The organism is Streptomyces sp. NPDC001315, assembly GCF_042896175.1.
Classification (GTDB): Bacteria; Actinomycetota; Actinomycetes; order Streptomycetales; family Streptomycetaceae; genus Streptomyces.
This window is the reverse complement of the sequence record NZ_JBIAWZ010000007.1, coordinates 210,631-229,294: the sequence shown is the minus strand read 5'-3', so window position 1 is coordinate 229,294 and position 18,664 is coordinate 210,631. Positions and strand designations below refer to the sequence as shown.

The 18,664-nt window shown below is 71.4% G+C and carries 16 protein-coding genes; 11 read left to right on the top strand and 5 right to left on the bottom strand.

What is annotated here, in order from left to right:
• Nucleotides 1-43 precede the first annotated feature (43 nt).
• Together glpK and ACFY16_RS21755 are read left to right on the top strand one after the other, a co-directional pair.
• Nucleotides 44-1,582 (top strand): glycerol kinase GlpK, encoded by a 1,539-nt coding sequence (gene glpK / locus ACFY16_RS21760; RefSeq protein ID WP_390648793.1) that lies wholly within the window; start codon nucleotides 44-46, stop codon nucleotides 1,580-1,582.
• A gap of 9 nt (nucleotides 1,583-1,591) precedes the next feature.
• Nucleotides 1,592-3,208 carry an FAD-dependent oxidoreductase gene (locus tag ACFY16_RS21755; protein WP_390648792.1) on the top strand — a complete coding sequence of 539 codons (1,617 nt, stop codon included), beginning with the start codon at nucleotides 1,592-1,594 and terminating at the stop codon, nucleotides 3,206-3,208.
• 162 nt (nucleotides 3,209-3,370) lie between these two features.
• Here the strand turns inward: ACFY16_RS21755 and mtnK are convergent, their stop codons facing one another.
• The 4 genes from mtnK to ACFY16_RS21735 are packed head-to-tail and all read right to left on the bottom strand — an operon-like array spanning nucleotide 3,371 to nucleotide 8,237.
• Entirely contained in the window at nucleotides 3,371-4,531 is a 1,161-nt protein-coding gene (gene mtnK / locus ACFY16_RS21750) for an S-methyl-5-thioribose kinase (RefSeq protein ID WP_390648791.1), read from the bottom strand.
• Between the two features lie 17 nt (nucleotides 4,532-4,548).
• Entirely contained in the window at nucleotides 4,549-5,595 is a 1,047-nt protein-coding gene (locus tag ACFY16_RS21745) for an ABC transporter permease (protein ID WP_390648790.1), read from the bottom strand.
• Nucleotides 5,596-5,620: 25 nt separating this feature from the next.
• On the bottom strand, nucleotides 5,621-7,153 hold the full coding sequence (locus ACFY16_RS21740; RefSeq protein ID WP_390648789.1) for a sugar ABC transporter ATP-binding protein: 1,533 nt from the start codon (nucleotides 7,151-7,153) through the stop codon (nucleotides 5,621-5,623).
• The gene (locus ACFY16_RS21735; protein WP_390648788.1) at nucleotides 7,140-8,237 is read right to left on the bottom strand and encodes a substrate-binding domain-containing protein; all 1,098 of its coding nucleotides are present in this window, start codon (nucleotides 8,235-8,237) and stop codon (nucleotides 7,140-7,142) included. Before ACFY16_RS21735 ends, ACFY16_RS21740 begins: the two co-directional genes overlap by 14 nt.
• A 529-nt stretch (nucleotides 8,238-8,766) precedes the next feature.
• Here ACFY16_RS21735 and ACFY16_RS21730 point away from each other — a divergent pair.
• From ACFY16_RS21730 to mtnB, 3 genes are read left to right on the top strand one after another with little or no spacing between them, the layout of a single operon-like run.
• On the top strand, nucleotides 8,767-9,366 hold the full coding sequence (locus ACFY16_RS21730) for an acireductone dioxygenase (RefSeq protein ID WP_390648787.1): 600 nt from the start codon (nucleotides 8,767-8,769) through the stop codon (nucleotides 9,364-9,366).
• A complete protein-coding gene (gene mtnC / locus ACFY16_RS21725) occupies nucleotides 9,363-10,097 on the top strand; it encodes an acireductone synthase (protein ID WP_390648786.1) in 735 nt (244 codons plus the stop codon). The genes ACFY16_RS21730 and mtnC overlap by 4 nt, the downstream gene beginning before the upstream one ends.
• Nucleotides 10,094-10,702: a methylthioribulose 1-phosphate dehydratase gene (mtnB, locus tag ACFY16_RS21720; protein ID WP_390648785.1), complete on the top strand. Its 609-nt coding sequence runs from the start codon at nucleotides 10,094-10,096 to the stop codon at nucleotides 10,700-10,702. The genes mtnC and mtnB overlap by 4 nt, the downstream gene beginning before the upstream one ends.
• A gap of 76 nt (nucleotides 10,703-10,778) precedes the next feature.
• Here the strand turns inward: mtnB and mtnA are convergent, their stop codons facing one another.
• Nucleotides 10,779-11,810 carry an S-methyl-5-thioribose-1-phosphate isomerase gene (gene mtnA, locus ACFY16_RS21715; RefSeq protein ID WP_390648784.1) on the bottom strand — a complete coding sequence of 344 codons (1,032 nt, stop codon included), beginning with the start codon at nucleotides 11,808-11,810 and terminating at the stop codon, nucleotides 10,779-10,781.
• Nucleotides 11,811-12,132: 322 nt separating this feature from the next.
• Here mtnA and ACFY16_RS21710 point away from each other — a divergent pair, with 322 nt between their 5' ends.
• Genes ACFY16_RS21710 through ACFY16_RS21685 form a run of 6 tightly spaced genes read left to right on the top strand, consistent with a single transcriptional unit; the run spans nucleotide 12,133 to nucleotide 18,635 of the window.
• Nucleotides 12,133-13,185: a BMP family ABC transporter substrate-binding protein gene (locus ACFY16_RS21710; RefSeq protein WP_390648783.1), complete on the top strand. Its 1,053-nt coding sequence runs from the start codon at nucleotides 12,133-12,135 to the stop codon at nucleotides 13,183-13,185.
• Nucleotides 13,166-14,692: an ABC transporter ATP-binding protein gene (locus ACFY16_RS21705; protein ID WP_390648782.1), complete on the top strand. Its 1,527-nt coding sequence runs from the start codon at nucleotides 13,166-13,168 to the stop codon at nucleotides 14,690-14,692. Before ACFY16_RS21710 ends, ACFY16_RS21705 begins: the two co-directional genes overlap by 20 nt.
• Nucleotide 14,693: 1 nt before the next feature.
• On the top strand, nucleotides 14,694-15,731 hold the full coding sequence (locus ACFY16_RS21700) for an ABC transporter permease (protein ID WP_390648781.1): 1,038 nt from the start codon (nucleotides 14,694-14,696) through the stop codon (nucleotides 15,729-15,731).
• A complete protein-coding gene (locus ACFY16_RS21695; protein WP_390648780.1) occupies nucleotides 15,731-16,597 on the top strand; it encodes an ABC transporter permease in 867 nt (288 codons plus the stop codon). Before ACFY16_RS21700 ends, ACFY16_RS21695 begins: the two co-directional genes overlap by 1 nt.
• Nucleotides 16,594-17,346: a purine-nucleoside phosphorylase gene (locus tag ACFY16_RS21690; protein ID WP_390648779.1), complete on the top strand. Its 753-nt coding sequence runs from the start codon at nucleotides 16,594-16,596 to the stop codon at nucleotides 17,344-17,346. The genes ACFY16_RS21695 and ACFY16_RS21690 overlap by 4 nt, the downstream gene beginning before the upstream one ends.
• Entirely contained in the window at nucleotides 17,343-18,635 is a 1,293-nt protein-coding gene (locus ACFY16_RS21685; RefSeq protein WP_390648778.1) for an amidohydrolase, read from the top strand. The genes ACFY16_RS21690 and ACFY16_RS21685 overlap by 4 nt, the downstream gene beginning before the upstream one ends.
• The last annotated feature ends 29 nt before the right edge of the window (nucleotides 18,636-18,664 follow it).

Here is an 18,664-nt window from a genome sequence, read left to right as displayed (position 1 = left end):
CCGTACATACAGCCCTCACCCACGGACCATTCAGGAGCACACAGTGACCGACGCGCACACCGCCGGCCCCTTCATCGCTGCCATCGACCAGGGCACCACCTCCAGCCGCTGCATCGTCTTCGACCGGGACGGCCGTATCGTCTCCGTCGACCAGAAGGAGCACGAGCAGATCTTCCCGAAGCCGGGCTGGGTCGAGCACAACGCCACCGAGATCTGGACCAACGTCCAGGAGGTCGTCGCCGGAGCCGTCGCGAAGGCCGGCATCACCCGCGACGACATCAAGGCCATCGGCATCACCAACCAGCGCGAGACCACGCTGCTCTGGGACAAGAACACCGGTGAGCCCGTCCACAACGCCATCGTCTGGCAGGACACCCGCACCGACGCGCTCTGCAAGGAGCTCGGCCGCAACGTGGGCCAGGACCGCTTCCGCCGCGAGACCGGTCTGCCCCTCGCCTCCTACTTCGCCGGCCCCAAGGCCCGCTGGCTGCTCGACAACGTCGAGGGCCTGCGTGAGCGCGCCGAGGCGGGCGACATCCTCTTCGGCACCATGGACACCTGGGTCATCTGGAACCTGACGGGCGGTGTCAACGGCGGTCACCACGTCACCGACGTCACCAACGCCTCCCGCACCATGCTGATGAACCTGCACACGCTGGAGTGGGACGAGAAGATCGCCGAGTCCATCGGCGTCCCGCTGTCGATGCTGCCCGAGATCCGCTCCTCCGCCGAGGTCTACGGCGAGGTCACCGGCGGCAAGCTGGGCGACCTGCTCGGCGGCATCCCCGTCGCGTCCGCGCTCGGCGACCAGCAGGCGGCCCTGTTCGGCCAGACCTGTTTCGCCGAGGGCGAGGCCAAGTCCACGTACGGCACCGGCACGTTCATGCTGCTGAACACCGGCGAGAAGATCATCAACTCGTACTCGGGCCTGCTGACCACCGTCGGCTACCGCATCGGCGACCAGAAGCCGGTCTACGCCCTCGAGGGTTCGATCGCCGTCACCGGTTCGCTGGTGCAGTGGATGCGCGACCAGATGGGCCTGATCTCCACCGCCGCCGAGATCGAGACGCTCGCGCTCTCGGTCGAGGACAACGGCGGCGCCTACTTCGTGCCGGCCTTCTCCGGTCTGTTCGCCCCGTACTGGCGCTCCGACGCCCGCGGTGTGATCGCCGGCCTGACCCGGTACGTCACCAAGGCGCACCTCGCGCGCGCCGTCCTGGAGGCCACCGCCTGGCAGACCCGTGAGATCACGGACGCCATGACCAAGGACTCGGGCGTCGAGCTCGCGGCCCTCAAGGTCGACGGCGGCATGACCTCCAACAACCTGCTGATGCAGACCCTCTCGGACTTCCTGGACGCCCCCGTGGTGCGCCCGATGGTCGCCGAGACCACCTGCCTCGGCGCCGCCTACGCCGCCGGTCTCGCCGTCGGCTTCTGGACCAGCACCGACGACCTGCGCGCCAACTGGCGCCGGGCCGCCGAGTGGACCCCCCGCATGGACGCGGAGCACCGCGACCGTGAGTACAAGAACTGGCTCAAGGCCGTCGAGCGGACCATGGGCTGGCTCGAGGACGAGGAGTAAGAACCGCACATGACCAGTCAGCTCACCCTGCAGTCCGTGCCTGCCCTGGGGACGCGCCCGGCCTCCGGCTCCAACCCGAGCCGCGCCGAGACCCGGGAGCAGCTCTCCAAGGCGTCGTACGACCTTCTCGTGATCGGCGGCGGCATCCTGGGCATCTCCACCGCCTGGCACGCCGCGCAGTCCGGTCTGCGGGTGGCCCTGGTCGACGCCGGCGACTTCGCCGGCGCCACTTCCTCAGCCTCCTCCAAGCTGCTCCACGGCGGTCTGCGCTACCTGCAGACCGGCGCGGTGAAGCTGGTGGCGGAGAACCACTTCGAGCGCCGTGCGGTCTCCCGCCAGGTGGCCCCCCACCTGGCGAACCCGCTCACGTTCTACCTCCCCGTGTACAAGGGCGGGCCGCACGGCGCCGCGAAGCTCGGGGCGGGCGTCTTCGCCTACTCCGCGCTCTCCGCGTTCGGTGACGGCGTGGGCCACCTGCTCAGCCCGGCGAAGGCCGCGCAGGACGTGCCCGAGCTGCGCACCGACAACCTCAAGGCCGTCGCCGTGTACGGCGACGACCAGATGAACGACTCCCGGATGGCGCTGATGACGGTCCGTGCGGCCGTCGAGTCCGGCGCCGTCGTGCTGAACCACGCCGAGGTCACCGGCCTGCGCTTCACCAAAGGCCGGGTGACGGGCGCCGAGCTGCGCGACCGTCTCTCCGGTGACGAGTTCGGCGTGACCGCCCGCCTGGTACTGAACGCGACCGGCCCGTGGGTGGACCACCTGCGCCGTATGGAGGACCCGAATGCAGCGCCGTCGATCCGTCTGTCGAAGGGCGCGCATCTGGTCCTGAAGCGGACCGCGCCGTGGAAGGCCGCGCTGGCGACCCCCATCGACAAGTACCGCATCACCTTCGCCCTCCCCTGGGAGGACATGCTGCTGCTCGGCACGACGGACGAGGAGTACGAGGGCGACCCGGCGGACGTCGCGGTCAACGACAAGGACATAGCCCAGATCCTGGACGAGGCCGCGTTCTCCATCCGCGACCAGCAGCTCGACCGCCACCTGATCACGTACGCCTTCGCGGGTCTGCGCGTGCTGCCGGGCGGCCCCGGCGACACCGCCAAGGCCAAGCGCGAGACCGTGGTGACCGAGGGCAAGGGCGGCATGCTGTCCGTCGCGGGCGGCAAGTGGACCACCTTCCGCCACATCGGCCGTACGGTGATGCAGAAGCTGGAGGCGTTGCCGGGCCACCCGCTGGGCGACGACTTCGAGCCGATCGCCTCGCTGCCGAAGAAGCTGCCGCTGCCGGGTGTCGCCAACCCGCGCGCGGTCGCCCACCGCCTGCTCGTCGACCGCCCGGCGCCGGGCCCGCGCATGGCGGCGGACACCGCCAGGCACCTGGCCACGCACTACGGTTCGCTGGCGTTCGACATCGCCCGCCTGGCGAACGAGAACCCGGAGCTGGGCGAGCGCGTCCACCCGGACGCACCGGAGATCTGGGCGCAGGTCGTCTACGCCCGGGACAACGAGTGGGCCGAGACGCAGGACGACGTGCTGCGCCGGCGTACGACGCTGACGATCCGCGGCCTGGCCACGGACGAGGTCCGCGCGAAGGTCCAGGACCTGCTCGACAAGAAGTGACCTGCTCGACGAGGAAGCAGACCTCGCGCCGGCCCCCTCCCCTGACCGGGGCCGGCACCACCGAGGACCGGCCCCTCCCCCTATGGGGGCCGGGACCGTGAAAGGGGCGACTCCGTCGGAGTCGCCCCTTTCACGTGCCGGAACGGACTGGCCCGACGGCCGTCAGGCGAGTGCCCGGATGTGCTCCGGTGTGGTCAACTCCTCGCGCCGCAGGATCAGTTCGCGTCCGAGCAGCAGTGCCCGCCGGGACGCCGGCACCGGGTCCGGCAGGGTCGTCAGGTCCGTGAGGTGGGCGAAGCCGATGATGCGGCGGACGATCTCCGTGCCGGCGTAGCCGAGGGACTCGGTCCAGACGCGGCGCAGGAAGCGGTCGAGGTAGGCGTCGTCGAAGAAGGTGTCGACGCGGGTCGGCCACAGGCGGCGGAACTCGGCCTCGAAGGCGTCCCAGGACAGGCGGAGTTGCTCGGCGTGGTCGGACAGCGCCCCCAGGGCACGGGCCCGCTCCTCCGACACCAGCGCATTGGCCCAGTAGAGGCCGAGGTCGTAGCCGATCGGGCCGACGAAGGAGAACTCGGGGTCGAAGACCCGTACGACGGGGAGGCCGGCGCGCTCGCCGACCATGACGCTGCCGGTGTGCAGGTCGCCGTGGAGGAGGGCCTGCCCGCTCGTCATGAAGGTGTGGCGGAGGTCGGCGACCTCGGTGCGCAGGCGGGCGTCGGCGCGGAACTCGGCGGCCAGGTCGTCGAGGCCGGGGTGCCAGTGGTTGTGCTCGTGCTCGAGGTACGGCTCGGACAGGACCACGTCCTCGGTGATCTTGCAGAGTTCGGGGCTCACGGAGGCCGCGACCAGCGCCTTGCGTTCGGCGGACGGCATGCCGAAGTCGCTGGTGGCGAAGGAGAACTGGGCGACGAACTCACCGATCCGGGCGGAGGTGTGCGGGCCGTAGGCGGCGCCCTCGTTGAGGAGCGTGCGCAGCACCTGGAGGTCGGACATGTCCTCCATGACGAGCGTGTAGTTCTCGGGGTCGTAGCCGTGGATCGCCGGGATCTTGTCGGGGGCGACCTCGGCGACCTGCTCGTAGGCGCGGGCCTCGGCGTCCGCGCGGTCGGGGTTCATCGGCCAGGAGGGGCCGGCGACGCGGACCCAGGGCAGGGCCTGCTTGACGGCCAGGCTGCGGGTACCGTCGCCGGACCTGGCGAGGAAGACCCGGTTCATGTTGCCGTCGGAGACCTCGCGGACCTGGATGTCGGCCAGGTCCTCCCAGTGGCCCCGCTCGTTCAGGTAGGCGGGGATGTCGTCGGTCTCCAGGATGCGGTAGCCCATGGGTTTCCTCGGGTTCCTCAGGAAGTGCGGCGCTTGGACAGGGTGAAGCTGAAGACCAGGGCGAGGATCAGGACCGCGCCCTCGACGACGTCCTGCGTGTAGTACGGCAGGCCCTTGATGGTCAGGCCGGTGGTGATGATGCCGATCAGCACCGCTCCCAGGGCCGTGCCCCACACGTTCGGACGGCCACGGCCGAGCACCGACGTGCCGACCAGTGCGACGGCGACGGCCTCCAGCAGCTGCGAGGTGCCGGCGGAGACATCGCCCTGCCCGATGCGGCTGGCCAGGATGAGGCCGCCGACCGAGGCGAGGACGCCGGAGATGACGTACGCCAGGCAGCGGTAGGCGCCGACGCGGATGCCGGCCAGGCGGGACGCCTCGGGGTTGGCGCCGATCGCGTACAGGACGCGGCCCCAGCGGGTGCGGGCGAGGAAGACCCAGGCGGCGACGGTGAGCCCGCCGAAGATCAGCACCGAGATCGGGATGCCGAGGACGGTGCCCCGGTCGATGCGCAGGAAGCCCGCGGTGAACCTGCCGGGCGCGGTGCTGCCGTCGGACATGGTCATGCCGGGCGTGATGGACTGGCCGTCGACCAGGACGAGTTTGCTGCCCTGGATCACGAAGAGCATGCCGAGGGTGGCCAGCATGTCGGGAATCTTCAGGACCACGATCAGCAGGGCGTTGAGCAGACCCACCAGTGCTCCCGCCGCGAGCACGGCGAGGATGGCGACCGTGCCGACCTGGTTGAAGACGACCATCGTCTGAGCGGCGACGGAGACACCGAGTCCGGCGACCGCGCCGACGGACATGTCCATTCCGCCGACGGCCATGGTGAGGGTGACACCCAGGCCGAGGATCGCGGCGACGGAGACGTACCGGAGGGTGTCGAGGAGGGTCGCCGACTCGCGGAAGGAGCCCTCGCTCAGCGCGAAGTACAAAAAGAGCGCGACCGTGACGAAGATGAAGCCGTACTTGATGACGGCGTTCTGGACGCGCAGGGCGGTGGAGGTCGCGGGCGGGGTCGCCGCCTTGGTGGGGACCTCGGTGCTCTGGGTGGTGGTCATGGCGTACTTCCTGGGAGGGCCGGGGTCACACGGACGCCGAGATGGTCTGGATCACGCGGTCGCGTTCCGCGTCTTCGCCGTAGGCGTCGAGGTGGACCTCACCGGCGGCGAGGACGACGACCCGGTCGGCCACCTCCAGGACCTCGTCGACGTCGGCGGACAGGACGAGGACGGCGGCGCCCTCGGCGGCCAGGGCACGGGCCCGGCGGCCGATGTCACGACGGGCACCGATGTCCACGCCTCGGAACGGCTCGTCCAGGATGAGGACGCGAGGGGTCTCGGCGAGCCAGCGGCCGACGACGACCTTCTGCTGGTTGCCGCCGGACAGCTCCTCGACGGTGCTGTGCTCGTCGCGGGTGACGACGCCGAGGGCGGCGATGGTGTCGCGGCCGAGGGCGTCCTCCTTCGAGCGGTTCACGAGCCCGGCGGTGGACAGGGACTTCAGGAACGGCAGCGAGATGTTCTGCGCCAGCGACCAGCCGGGGACGAGGGCGTCGGCGTGCCGGTCCTCGGGGACGAGGTGGACGCCGGCCCGGATGGCGTCGGCCGGGCGGCGGGGCTTGTAGGGCTTGCCGGCCAGCTCGACCGCGCCCGTGGCGAAGGGCTCGGCGCCGAACAGGCCACGGGCCAGCTCGGTCTTGCCCGCTCCCAGCAGGCCTACGACGCCGGTGACCTCGCCGGCGCGGATGTCGAGGTCCAGCGGGGCGCGGCCTTCGAAAAGGCGGACGCCGCGCAGGGCGAGGACGGCCTGGCCGTGCTCGTTGACGTGCTGCGGCCGGGCCGTCGTCGCCTCCTGGGCCTGGGCCAGCATCGCGCGCAGTGCGCTGTCCCAGTCGAAGGGCCTGGTCTGGTCCTCGGTGAGACGGCCGTCCCGCAGGACGACCAGGCGGTCGGCCAGGGCGTCGATCTCACCGAGGCGGTGGGAGACGTACAGGACCGCGATGCCGTCGTCGCGCATCTTCTCGACGAGTGCGAACAGGCGCTGGGCCTCGGCGGCGGACAGCGCCGAGGTCGGCTCGTCGAGGATCAGCAGGCGCGGGCGGGTCGCCAGGGCGCGGGCCAGGATCAGCAGCTGCCGGTCGGAGATGCCGAGTTCGGTGACGTCGCCCTTGAGCACGGCGTCGCTCCAGTCCAGGCCGAGGGCGGCCTGGATCTCGCGGGCGCGGGCCAGGACGCGGCGGCCGTTCAGGAACGGGTTGCCGCGTCGCTGCGCGAGCTCCTCGAAGACCAGGTTCTCAGCGGCCGACAGGCCGGGCACGATGCCCTCGCCGATGCGCTGGTGCACGGTCTGGATACCCAACTGCCGGGCGGCCAGAGGGGATTGAAGGGCCACCACCGAGCCGTCCACGCGGATCTCGCCTCGGTGGTCGGTGTGGACGCCCGAGAGGATCTTGATCAGCGTGGACTTGCCGGCGCCGTTCGCGCCGAGCAGCGCGACCACGCTGCCCGGGGCGATGTCGAGCGAGACGGAGGCGAGCACCGTCTTGCCGCCGAACGCCATGCCGACGTCGCGCAGCGCGACGGCCGCCGTTTCACGACCGCTGTCAGTGGGCGACATTCGAGATCCAGTCCGCGGTGCTGACCTGGGACAGGTTCAGCGCGGGCAGCGCCTCGCGCAGCTGGTCCATGTTCTCGATCTTCTTCTCACGCAGGAAGTCCTGCGTGATGGCGACGGCCGGGAACTCCACGGACGTCTTGTTCAACTGACCGGCCAGCTCCAGGGCGGTGGTACGGACGACGGCCGCGCCCACCGCGGACGGGTCGGTGCCCGCCGTGGCGACCCACGGGCTGTCGGCGGCGGTCATGTTCTGGATGTCGGCGTTGGAGACGTCCGCGCCGAAGACCTTCACCTTGTCCTGGAGCTTCTTGTTCTGGACGGCGAGGACGGTGCCCTTGGCGAGCTCGTCATAGGGGGCGAAGACGCCGGTCACGTCCGAGTGCTGGGTGAGGGCGGCGGAGACGAGCGGGACGTTGTCGGTGGCGGTGGAGTCGGTGACCTTGCCGACCTTGAACTGCTGCTTCCAGCCCTGCGCGTCGGCCGTCTTCTTCCAGACGGTGTTCCGCTTGTCGAGGGCGGCGTAACCGGCCACGTTGACGTAGCCGACCTTGGCGTCCTTGCCGAGCTCCTTGGCCATCACGTCGAGGACGGCCTGGGCCATGCTGGCGTCGTCCTGCTCGGTGCTGACGACACCCTTGGTCGAGGTCTCCACGTCGTAGACGACGACCTTGATGCCCTTCTTCACGGCCTTGTCGATCTCCGGCTGGATGGTCGCCGGGAAGCCGTGGTCGATGATGATCGCCTGCGCGCCGGAGTTGATGGCCGAGGACAGGTCGGTGGCCTGCTTGGCGTTGTCGGCCTGGGCGTCGTACACCGTCAGGTCGATGCCGAGGGCCTTGGCCTGCGCCTTGGCGCCGTTGCCCCACTGCTCGAAGTAGTCGCCGGCGCCGCTCTGTCGGACGAGGGCCACCTTGACCGTGCCGTTGCTGAACGGGGCGGGCTTCTTGCCGGTGGCCGCCGAGGCCGAGGCGGCGGTGTCGCCGGTGTCCTTCGAGGCGTCCGTGGACTGCGAGCAGCCGGCGAGGAACAGGGCGGAGACCGAGGCCAGGGAGAGCGCGGCAAGAGGCAGACGAGTACGGGACATGGGGGGCTCCAGGTGCAGGGGTGACGCAGAGGGGAGAGAGGGAACGAACCGGGACCGGAGCGAGGGAAAGGAACACGCCACCGTGCGGTCAGGTGGCCGGCCTCGCGGCATCGGGGGCGCCGGAGCTCCGGGGGGGGAGGTCAGCGACAGCTGGCCGTGGTCGACCGGAGCAAATCCACGTACAGCCGCCGCACGAGCAGCAGCATCTTCATGCACAGATCATGAGAACGATTTCAGCCATGCGTCAAAGAAATGGGACTGCTATCTCAGAAAGTGAGACAACGACTTCGTCACACCAGGTTGCCTGGTCGGCTGGCGTTACCATCACGGGACCGGCACCCGACCCGGCACAGTGAGGCCCCGATGACGACTCCCCGCGCGACGGCGCTGCGCATGCCCCGCATGCGGCGCTGTATCGGCGCGACGTGTCACGGCTGACCCGCTGCTCGCCGCCGCCCGTCCCGCTCCCCGCCGTCCGGTGCTCGTCTCGGTATCCGGACTCCCCTCCCAGCCTCCTGGAGTTGCTCCGATGACCCTGCTGACGACGTGGGCCGAGTCCGGCCCCGACACTCTGGTGCGCCGCACCTCGGACCCCGCCGAGATCGCGGAGGCGCTCAAGCCGCTCGGTGTGCGCTACGAGCAGTGGCCGGTCCGCGAGGACGTCCCGTTCGACGCCGACAGCGCGGCCGTGTTCGCCGCGTACGGCCCCGAGATCGACAAGCTGAACGCCGAGGAGGGCTTCACCACGGTCGACGTCCTCGGCCTGCACCCCAGCGACGACCCGGAGTTCCCGGCGAAGGCGAAGGCGGCCCGCGAGAAGTTCCTCCAGGAGCACACCCACGACGACGATGACGAGGTCCGCTTCTTCGTCTCCGGCTCCGGCATCTTCTACCTGCACGTGAACGGCGAGGTGCACGCCGTCTTCTGCGAGAAGGGCGACCTGCTGGGCGTGCCGCGCGGCACCACGCACTGGTTCGACATGGGCACGAAGCCCTCGTTCACCGCGATCCGCTTCTTCCACGAGGAGGACGGCTGGATCGGCAACTTCACCGGCTCCCCCATCGCCTCCCGCTTCCCGGACTACGACACCATCTCGGCCGGCTACGAGCAGGACAAGGCCACCGCGTGACGCTGCACAACCAGCGGTTCGACGTGGACGCCGTGGTGCTCGACATCGAGGGGACCACGAGCGCCACGGGCTTCGTCGTGGACGTGCTGTACCCGTACTCGCGCTCCCGTTTCGGAGCACTGCTCTCGCAACGGAGCGGTGATCCGGAGGTGGCGCGGGCCGTCGCACAGGTGCGGGAGCTCACCGGCGACCCGGACGCCGACGCGGCCGCGATCGAGAAGACCCTCGACGCCTGGCTCGACGAGGACCGCAAGGCGACCCCGCTGAAGACTCTGCAGGGCATCATCTGGTCGGAGGGCTTCGCCCGCGGCGACCTCGTCTCCCACTTCTACGACGACGTCGTGCCGGCCCTGCGCGCATGGCACGCGGCGGGCCTGCGGCTGTACGTCTACTCGTCCGGGTCGGTGGCCGCCCAGCGCGCCTGGTTCTCCTCGACCCCCGAGGGCGACCTGCTGCCCCTGGTCTCCGGCCTGTACGACACCGAGAACGCCGGCCCCAAGCAGGAGCCGGAGTCGTACCGCCGGATCGCGGAGTCGACCGGCATCGCCCCCTCCCGCCTGCTCTTCCTCTCCGACCGGCCGGGCGAGCTGGACGCGGCCCGCACGGCGGGCTGGCGGGCCGTCGGGATCCGGCGGCCCGGGGAGCCGTACTACGAGCAGGGCGTCGGCGACCACGCGCAGGCGGGGACGTTCGACGAGATCACCATCAGCACTTCCAGGAGCACCACATGACCGCCGAGATCAGCCGACACGACCTGGAGGAGGCGGGGGCGGTCCTCGCCGCCGAGTCCGCCCGCTTCGCCGGCTTCGGCTGGATGCGCGGCACGTCCGGCAACCTGTCCGTGGTGCTCTCCCGCGATCCGCTGCGGCTCGCGGTCACCGCCAGCGGCCACGACAAGGGCGAACTGACGCCCGCGGACGTGGTGCTGGTGGACGGTCGGGGTGCCGCCGTGCAGGGGGGCAAGCCGTCCGCCGAGGCCGAGCTGCACGCGCGCGTGGCCGCCCTCACCGGCGCCGGTGCGGTCGTGCACGTGCACACCGTGGCGTCCGTGGCGATGGGCCGCCGCGAGCCCGGCGGGATCGTCCTCAAGGACCTGGAGATGCTCAAGGGCGTCGGCCAGCCCGCGCACGACGTCGAGGTGACGCTGCCGGTCATCACCAACAGCCAGGACATGAAGGTGCTCGGCGACCGCCTGGAGGCGGCCCGCGATCCCCGGATGCCCGCGGTGGTCGTCGCCGGGCACGGGCTGTACGTGTGGGGCGACAACCCGCGGCAGGCGCGGCACCACACCGAAGTGGTGGAATGGCTGCTCGAGTTGGAGCTGACCCAGCGTTAGCCGCGGCGGCAGCCGCACAGCTGCGGGTGCCCGGCGCGAGCGCGCGGGCACCCGCCGGGTCCCACTCGAACAGCCCCTACCGCAGCCGCTCTCCCGGCAGCTCCCCCGCCGACACCTCCAGCACCCCGCGCTCGGTCACCAGGCCGGTCACCAGCCGCCCCGGCGTGACGTCGAACGCCGGGTTGTGCCCGCGCGACTCGGCCGGTGCCGTCCGCACCCCTGCCCACTCCAACACCTCCGCCTCGCCGCGGAGTTCGATGTGGATGTCGTCGCCGGTGGGCGTCGAGAGGTCGACCGTCGTCGTGGGCGCCGCGACCAGGAACGGGATGCCCGCATCCGCGCACGCCAGGGCCACGCCCACCGTGCCGACCTTGTTGGCCGTGTCGCCGTTGGCGGCGATCCGGTCGGCGCCGACGATCGCCGCGTCGACCTCGCCGCGCAGGATGGTGCCGGCGGCGGCCCCGTCGGCCTGGACGTAGTGCGGGATGCCTTCCTGGACCAGCTCCCAGGCCGTCAGGCGCGATCCCTGGAGCAGCGGGCGCGTCTCGTCGGCGTAGACGACCTCCAGTTGTCCGCGGGCGTGCAGTTCGCGGACGACGCCGAGTGCCGTGCCCCAGCCGGCCGTCGCCAGTGCACCCGTGTTGCAGTGCGTCAGGATCCGCAGCGGCCGGTCCACGCCGGCCTTCTTCAGCAGCCAGTCCGCGCCGTGCGCGCCCATCGCGCGGTTCGCCTCGACGTCCTCGCGCTGGACGGCGGCGGCCTCCTCCAGCACCGCGTCGAGGCCCTCGCCGAAGCGGGTCATGACCCGGTCCACGCCCACCATCAGGTTGACGGCGGTCGGCCGGGCCTCACGTATACGAGCCACCGCCGCGCGCACCTGAGCCTCGGACCAGCCCTCGCGCCCACCCTGGAGCAGGGCTATCGCGACGCCGTACGCGCCCGCCGCCCCGATCGCGGGCGCGCCGCGCACGACCAGGCGCTGGATGGCATCGACCAAAGTGTCCACATCGCGGACGTCGACCGTCTCGGTGCGGTGCGGAAGCTGGGTCTGGTCGATCAGCGCGAGGCCGGTTCCGGTCCACTCGACGGCGCGCAGTTCCTGGGACATAACGGGACACTCCTGATGTTCCGATGGTGTCCGACACCGTACATGACCTCGGAGAACCACAGTTCGAGACGGCCGGGCGGTTGGCCGTAAACCGGTGTTAAAGTCCAGCACCTGTATTCCACGGGCCGACACCCCCATCCCGCAGGCCGAGACGACGCAGGAGGACATGTGCCGCTCACCAGGCGCCGGTTCCTCGACTTCGGCCGCTGCGCCGGCGACTGCTGTCGTCGCTGAGCCGTCCCCCTCAGCCCGCCCGTCGCCAGGTCACTCACCCTCATGCGCTCACCGCGGAGCGCCCCTTGCCGTACCCGGAAGGTCCCCGATGCACCGCAGACACCGCCGCACCCTGCAGCTCGCCGCGCTCGCCACCGGCACCGCCCTCCTCGCCACCGCGTGCAACGCCGCCGCGAAGAAGGACGACTCCGCCGCCGGCTCGGGCGGCAGCGGCACGTCCTTCACCCTCGTCACGCCGGACGCCGTGGGACAGAACGAGTTCCTCAAGCTCGCCGAAACCGGGATCAAGAACGCGGCGAAGCAGCACGACGGGACGCAGAAGGTGTACGAGTCCACGGACACCGCCTCCCAGCAGCAGAACGTGCAGGCGGCCGTCGACGCCAAGCCGGACGTCATCGTGCTCGTCGGCTTCGAGTTCGCCGACATCGTCGCCCAGCAGGCGCAGAAGAACCCGAAGCAGCAGTTCCTGATCATCGACGCCTGCACCACCAAGACGTACAAGAACGTCAGCTGCGCGGTCTTCCGTGAGCACGAGGGTGTCTACCTCGCGGGTGCCGAGGCGGGCCTGCTGAGCAAGAGCGGCAAGGTCGGCGCCGTCGACGTGCTCGACACGCCCCAGTTCCGCCGCTACAGCGACCCGTTCGCGGCCGGCGCCAAGAAGGTCGCCGCCACGACGGAGACCTCCACGCGCTTCGTCGGCGGCCAGTCCCCGTTCGACGACTCGGCGCGCGCCAAGGAGCAGGCGAACACCCTGCTGTCCAAGGGCTACGACCAGATCATGGCGGCCGCGGCGGCCGGCAACTACGGCGTCTTCGAGGCCGCGAAGGCCAAGGGCGCGTACGCGTACGGCGTCGACGTCAACCAGTGCCCCTCGGCGCCCGGCACGGTCGTCGACAACGTGATCAAGCGCACGGACATCGCCGTGGAGAAGGGCATCGAGAGCGTCCTCGGCGGCAAGACCGGCACGACCGTCTCGTACGGCCTGAAGGAGGGCGGCATCAGCCTCACCGGTCTGGAGGACGGCGTGGACTCCTCGAAGTGCGTGATCGCCGACCACAAGGACGTCCTGACGAAGGTCGAGGCGCTGCGCGACCAGATCGTGTCCGGAGAGCTGACGGTCGATGACCCCGCCGCGAGCTGACACCGGCGTCGCGGTCGAGCTCCGGGGAATCACCAAGCGGTTCCCCGGCACGCTCGCCAACGACGCCGTCGACCTGACCGTCCACCGCGGTGAGATCCACGCCCTGATGGGTGAGAACGGCGCGGGCAAGTCCACGCTGATGTCCGTCCTGTACGGCATGGAGCGCCCGGACGCCGGTTCGGTCCGCATCGACGGCGCCGACGTCTCCTTCGGCAGCCCCGGTGACGCCATGGCCGCCGGACTCGGCATGGTCCACCAGAGCTTCAAGCTGTTCGACTCCCTGACGGTCGCCGAGAACGTCGTCTACGCCGCCGAGCCGCGCCGTTTCGGCCTGGTGGACCGGGCCGCGGCCCGCAGCCGGGTGCGCGCACTCGCCGAGGAGCACGGGCTCGCCGTCGACCCGGACGCCCGGGTCGGGGAGCTGCCGGTGGGTCTGCGGCAGCGCGTGGAGATCCTCAAACTGCTGCACCGCGGCGCCCGTACCTTGATCCTCGACGAGCCGACGGCCGTACTCACTCCGGCCGAGGCGGACGCCCTGTTCGCGGTGCTCAAGTCACTGACCGCGCAGGGCCGTACGGTGATCCTCGTCACCCACAAGCTGCGCGAGGTCCTCGAGGGCAGCGACAACGTGACGGTGCTGCGGGACGGGCGGGTGGTCGCCCGGCTGGTCACCGCCGAGACGTCCGCCGACGAGATCGCGGCCGCGATGACCGGCCGTGCGGTCGAACTGGACCGGATCCACGCGCCGGGCACGCCGGGTGCGCCGGTGCTCGAGGTGACGGGCCTGGGCACGGACGCCGTGCGCGACGTCGACCTCGCGGTCCGCGCCGGGGAGATCGTCGGCATCGCCGGCGTAGCAGGCAACGGGCAGAGCGAGCTCGTCGAGGCGCTGGCCGGACTGCGACCGGTCACGGCCGGGCGGGTCACCCTCGCGGGGCGGGACATCACGCACGCCTCGGCGACCGAGCGGCGCGCCCAGGGGCTCGCCTACGTCCCCGAGGACCGGCACACGGTCGGTACGGCGCCCGCCGCGTCGGTCGCGGACAACCTGGCGATGGGCCACCACCGTACGTCCCTGTCGTCGCGCGGCGTGCTGCCGCCGACGGCCGTACGGGCCCATGCCCGGCGCCTGATCGAGCGTTTCGGCATCAAGGCGTCCACCCCCGAGGTGCCCGCCTCCGCGCTGTCCGGCGGCAATCTGCAGAAGCTGCTGATCGGCCGCGAACTCGCCCATGACGCACCGCTGCTGCTCGTCGAGCAGCCCACGCGCGGTGTCGACATCGGCGCCATCCAGAACATCCACGACCAGCTGATCGCCTACCGCGACGCCGGTCACGCCGTCCTCCTCGTCTCGGCCGAGCTGAGCGAGATCCGGGGACTCGCGGACCGGGTGCTGGTGATGTACGAGGGCCGGGTCACGGCGTCGTACACCAAGGAAGAGGCGGACGAGCGGACGCTGGGGCTCGCGATGGCGGGCGGCGCCGTATCCGTGGAGGCCGTCGACTGACATGAACGACCGCATATCGGGAGCCCTGCGCTCCCCCATCACCTTCTCCGTGCTGGCCGGTGTCGTCATCGGCGCGCTGTTCCTCGTCGGGACGGGAGCCGACCCGGTCTCGGCGTACGGCGCCGTCCTCACCGGCTCACTCGGCGGCGACGGCATCGGATCGACCCTGACGACCGGCACCAGCGTGCTGGGCATGGCGCTCGCGCTGGCGATCCCACTGCGGGCCGGGCTGATCAACCTCGGTGGCGACGGACAGATGGTCCTCGGCGGCATCACCGCTGCCGTGACCGGTCTCTACGCCCCGCTGCCCGCCCCGCTGACCGTGGTGCTCGCCCTGCTCGCCGGTATGGCGGCGGGCGCCGGCTACGCGGTGCTGGCCGCGCTGTGCGAGAACCGTCTCGGTGTCCCGCTGCTGGTCAGCAGCCTGCTGCTGAGCTACCCGGCGGTCTCGCTGGCCTCGTACCTGGCCCGGTACCCGCTCAAGGAGCCCGGTTCCAGCCTGCCGCAGACCCGGTCGCTCCCGGACGGGGTGGCACTGCCCGCGTTCGGCGACTCGACCGTGACGGTGGGCCTGCTGCTCGTCGTGCTGGCGGCGGCCGCTTACTGGTTCACCGACCGGCGCACCGCTTTCGGCTACGAGATCCGCATGACCGGGCTCAACTCGCGTTTCTCCGCGTACGCGGGTGTCGAACGCCGGGGCCTGACGCTGAAGTTGATGTCGGTCTCGGGCGCGCTCGCCGGACTCGTCGGCGCCATCGGCGTGCTGAGCTTCCCGTACCGCTTCGTCGACGGCTCACTCACCGCGCCGGGCTACACCTGGACCGGTCTGACGGCCGCGCTGCTGGCCACCGCGGCCCCGCTGGGCACGCTGATCGCCTCGTTCTTCTTCGCCGTCCTCCAGGTCGGCGGGCTCGCGATGGAGCGGACGACCGAGGTGCCGCGCGAGCTGACCCAGGTGCTCCAGGCCATCGTGATCGTGTTCCTGGCGGCCCGGCTGCGCTTCCCTAGTCGGTGGTTCAAGCGGAAGGAGGCCCTGTGATGTTCCTCGACTCCGATCTGCTGATGTCGGCGCTGCGCGCGCTGACCCCGATCCTGCTGGCCGCGCTCGGCGGTGCCCTGTGCGAGCGGGCGGGCGTGTTCAACATCGGCCTCGAAGGCATGATGCTGCTGGGCTGCTTCACCTCGGTGGCCGCCTGCTGGTTCACCGGCAGCCCGTGGCTCGGCGTGCTGGCGGCGGCGCTCGCGTCGGCCGCGTACTCGCTGATCCTGGCCGTCGGCGCGGTGACCCTGCGCGGGGACGCGGTGGTGCTGGGCATCGCCATGAACCTCCTGGCGGTTGGCCTGACCAGCTTCCTGCTGCGTACGGTCTTCGGTGTGCAGGGCACTTTCGACGATCCGTCACTCGCCGGGCTTCCGCTGATCGGTGGCTTCACGCCCCTGGCGTACCTGGCGTGGGCCGCCGTCGCGGTGGCCGCGTTGATGCTCTCGCGGCATGTGTGGGGGCTGCGGCTGCGCGGGGTCGGCGAGGCGCCGGACGCGGCAGCGACGCTCGGGGTGAGCCCGGCGAAGTACAAGTACGCGGCCGTGCTCGTCTCCGGGGTGCTGTGCGGGGTCGCCGGGGCCCAGCTCGCCCTGGGCAACGTCACCCTGTTCTCCGAGAACATGACGGCGGGCCGTGGCTGGATCGCCGTCGTCGCGGTCATGCTGGGCCGGGCGCTGCCGTTCGGTGTGCTGCTCGCCGCGCTGCTGTTCGGCCTCGCCGAGGCGGCCGGCTTCCGCCTCCAGGGCCTCGGCCTGCCGCAGCAGGCGACCGACGCCGCGCCGTACGTCGTCACGCTCGGCGCCCTCTTCCTCACGACGGCCCGCCGCCGTCGCCGTACCCGCCCCACCGGAGCCGTCTCATGACCCAGGACCTGCTGCCCGTCACCCGTATCCCCCGCACCGGGCTGCCGGCGCACGCGCTGGTCGTCGGCGACCCGGCGCGCGCCGCGGCCGTCGCCGCGCTGCTCGACGGCGCCGAGGAGGTGTCGTACCACCGCGAATACCGGGTGTTCAGCGGGAGCTGGAAGGGCCTGCCGGTCGTCGTGGCCTCGCACGGGGTCGGTGCGCCGGGGGCGATCCTGCTGTTCCAGGAGCTCGCGGACGCGGGCGTGCGGACCTTCCTGCGGTTCGGCACGGCGGGCGCGATGAAACCCGGGATCGGGGACGGCGACCTCGTCATCGCCGAGGCGGCCGTACGGGACGACGGGGTGACCCACCAGCTGCTGCCGCCGGAGTACCCGGCGGTCTCGGCACCGGAGGCGGTGCTCGCTCTGCAGCGCGCGGCGCACGCGGCCGGTGCCCCGCACCACCGGGGCATCGTGTGGACGCGGGCCGCGTTCCAGCCGGGGCTGATCCCCCTGTTCTCCTACGACGGTGCCGGGCTCGCCGCCATCGAGATGGAGCTGTCCGCGCTGCTGGTGACGGCCTCGCTGCGCGGGCTGGTCGCGGGCGGCGTCCTCGTCGTCGACGGGGCGAACGCCGACGAGCTCGTCGACGAGGCGGCCACCGGCGGATACGACCCGCACCGGGAGGTCGTCGCGGCCGGCGTCGAGCGGGGCGCGGTCGTCTCGCTGGAGGCGCTGCGGCTGCTGGCGCGGGAGGAGCAGGCGTGAGCATCGACCTGCTGGTGCACGGCGGTGACGTCCTGACGGTGGACGACGCCGGAACCGTCGTACGGGACGGGGCGGTCGCCGTCCACGACGGGGAGATCCTCGCCGTCGGCCCGGCCGCGGACCTGAGGGCGCGCCACACGGCGGACGAGGAGATCGACACGCACGGCTGCCTGGTGCTGCCCGGGCTCGTCAACGCGCACACCCACCTCGCGATGACCCTGCTGCGCGGCCGCGCCGACGACGTCACCCTCCAGGGCTTCCTGGAGCGGGTGCTGAAGTGGGAGGCCGAGCTGCTGTCGCCGAAGAACGTGGCGGCGGCGGTACGGCTCGCGGTGGCCGAGAGCGTACGGGCCGGGGTGACCTCGGCGCTCGACATGTACTGGTTCCACGAGGCGGCCGAGCAGGTCGCGCGTCAGGCGGGCTGGCGGCTGCACACCGGACCCACCTTCATGGACGTACCGCAGCCGCCCGACGGCATGGCGTACGAGGACCGGCTGGAGTGGGCGCGGCGGGACCTGACGGCGCGATCACTGCGGCCGGGCAGCCGTCCCGTCCTCTTCGCCCACTCCACGTACACCCTCTCCCCCGGGCAGCTGACCGAAGTGTTCGCCCTGGCGCGGGAGTTCGGGGCACTGGTGCACATCCACGCGGCCGAGAACGCGACCGAGGTCGCCACCGTCGAGGTGCGGCACGGCAGGCGGCCGGTGGAGCTGCTGGACTCGCTGGGTCTGCTCGGCCCCGACGTGCTGCTCGCGCACGCCGTGGACCTCACCGGGCCGGAGATCGCGGCGCTGGCCCGCACGGGCACGTCGGTCGCGCACTGTCCGGTGTCGAACCTGAAGCTGGGCTGCGGGATCGCACCGGTGGCACGGATGCTGGGCGCGGGTGTGACCGTGGGGCTCGGCACGGACGGGGCCGTCAGCTCCAACTCGCTGGACGTGCTGGGCGCGGTGCGGCAGGCGGCGCTGGTGCACAAGGCCGGCGGCGACCCGACGGCGGTCGGCGCCGAGCAGGCCGTACGCATGGCGACGATCGAGGGGGCGCGGGCGCTCGGACTCGGCGAGCACCTGGGCTCGCTGGAGCCGGGCAAGCGGGCCGACCTGATCGTCCTCGACCTGGACGCGCCGCACCTGCGTCCGGCGCACGACCCGTGGTCGACGCTCGCTTACGCGGCGCACTCGGCGGACGTGCGGGACACGGTGGTCGACGGGCGGGTGCTGATGCGTGACCGGGCACTCACCACGCTGGACGAACGGGCCGTGATCGACGACTTGGCCGCGCTTGTCTGATCAAGCCTCCATAATGTGGCTGAGACATC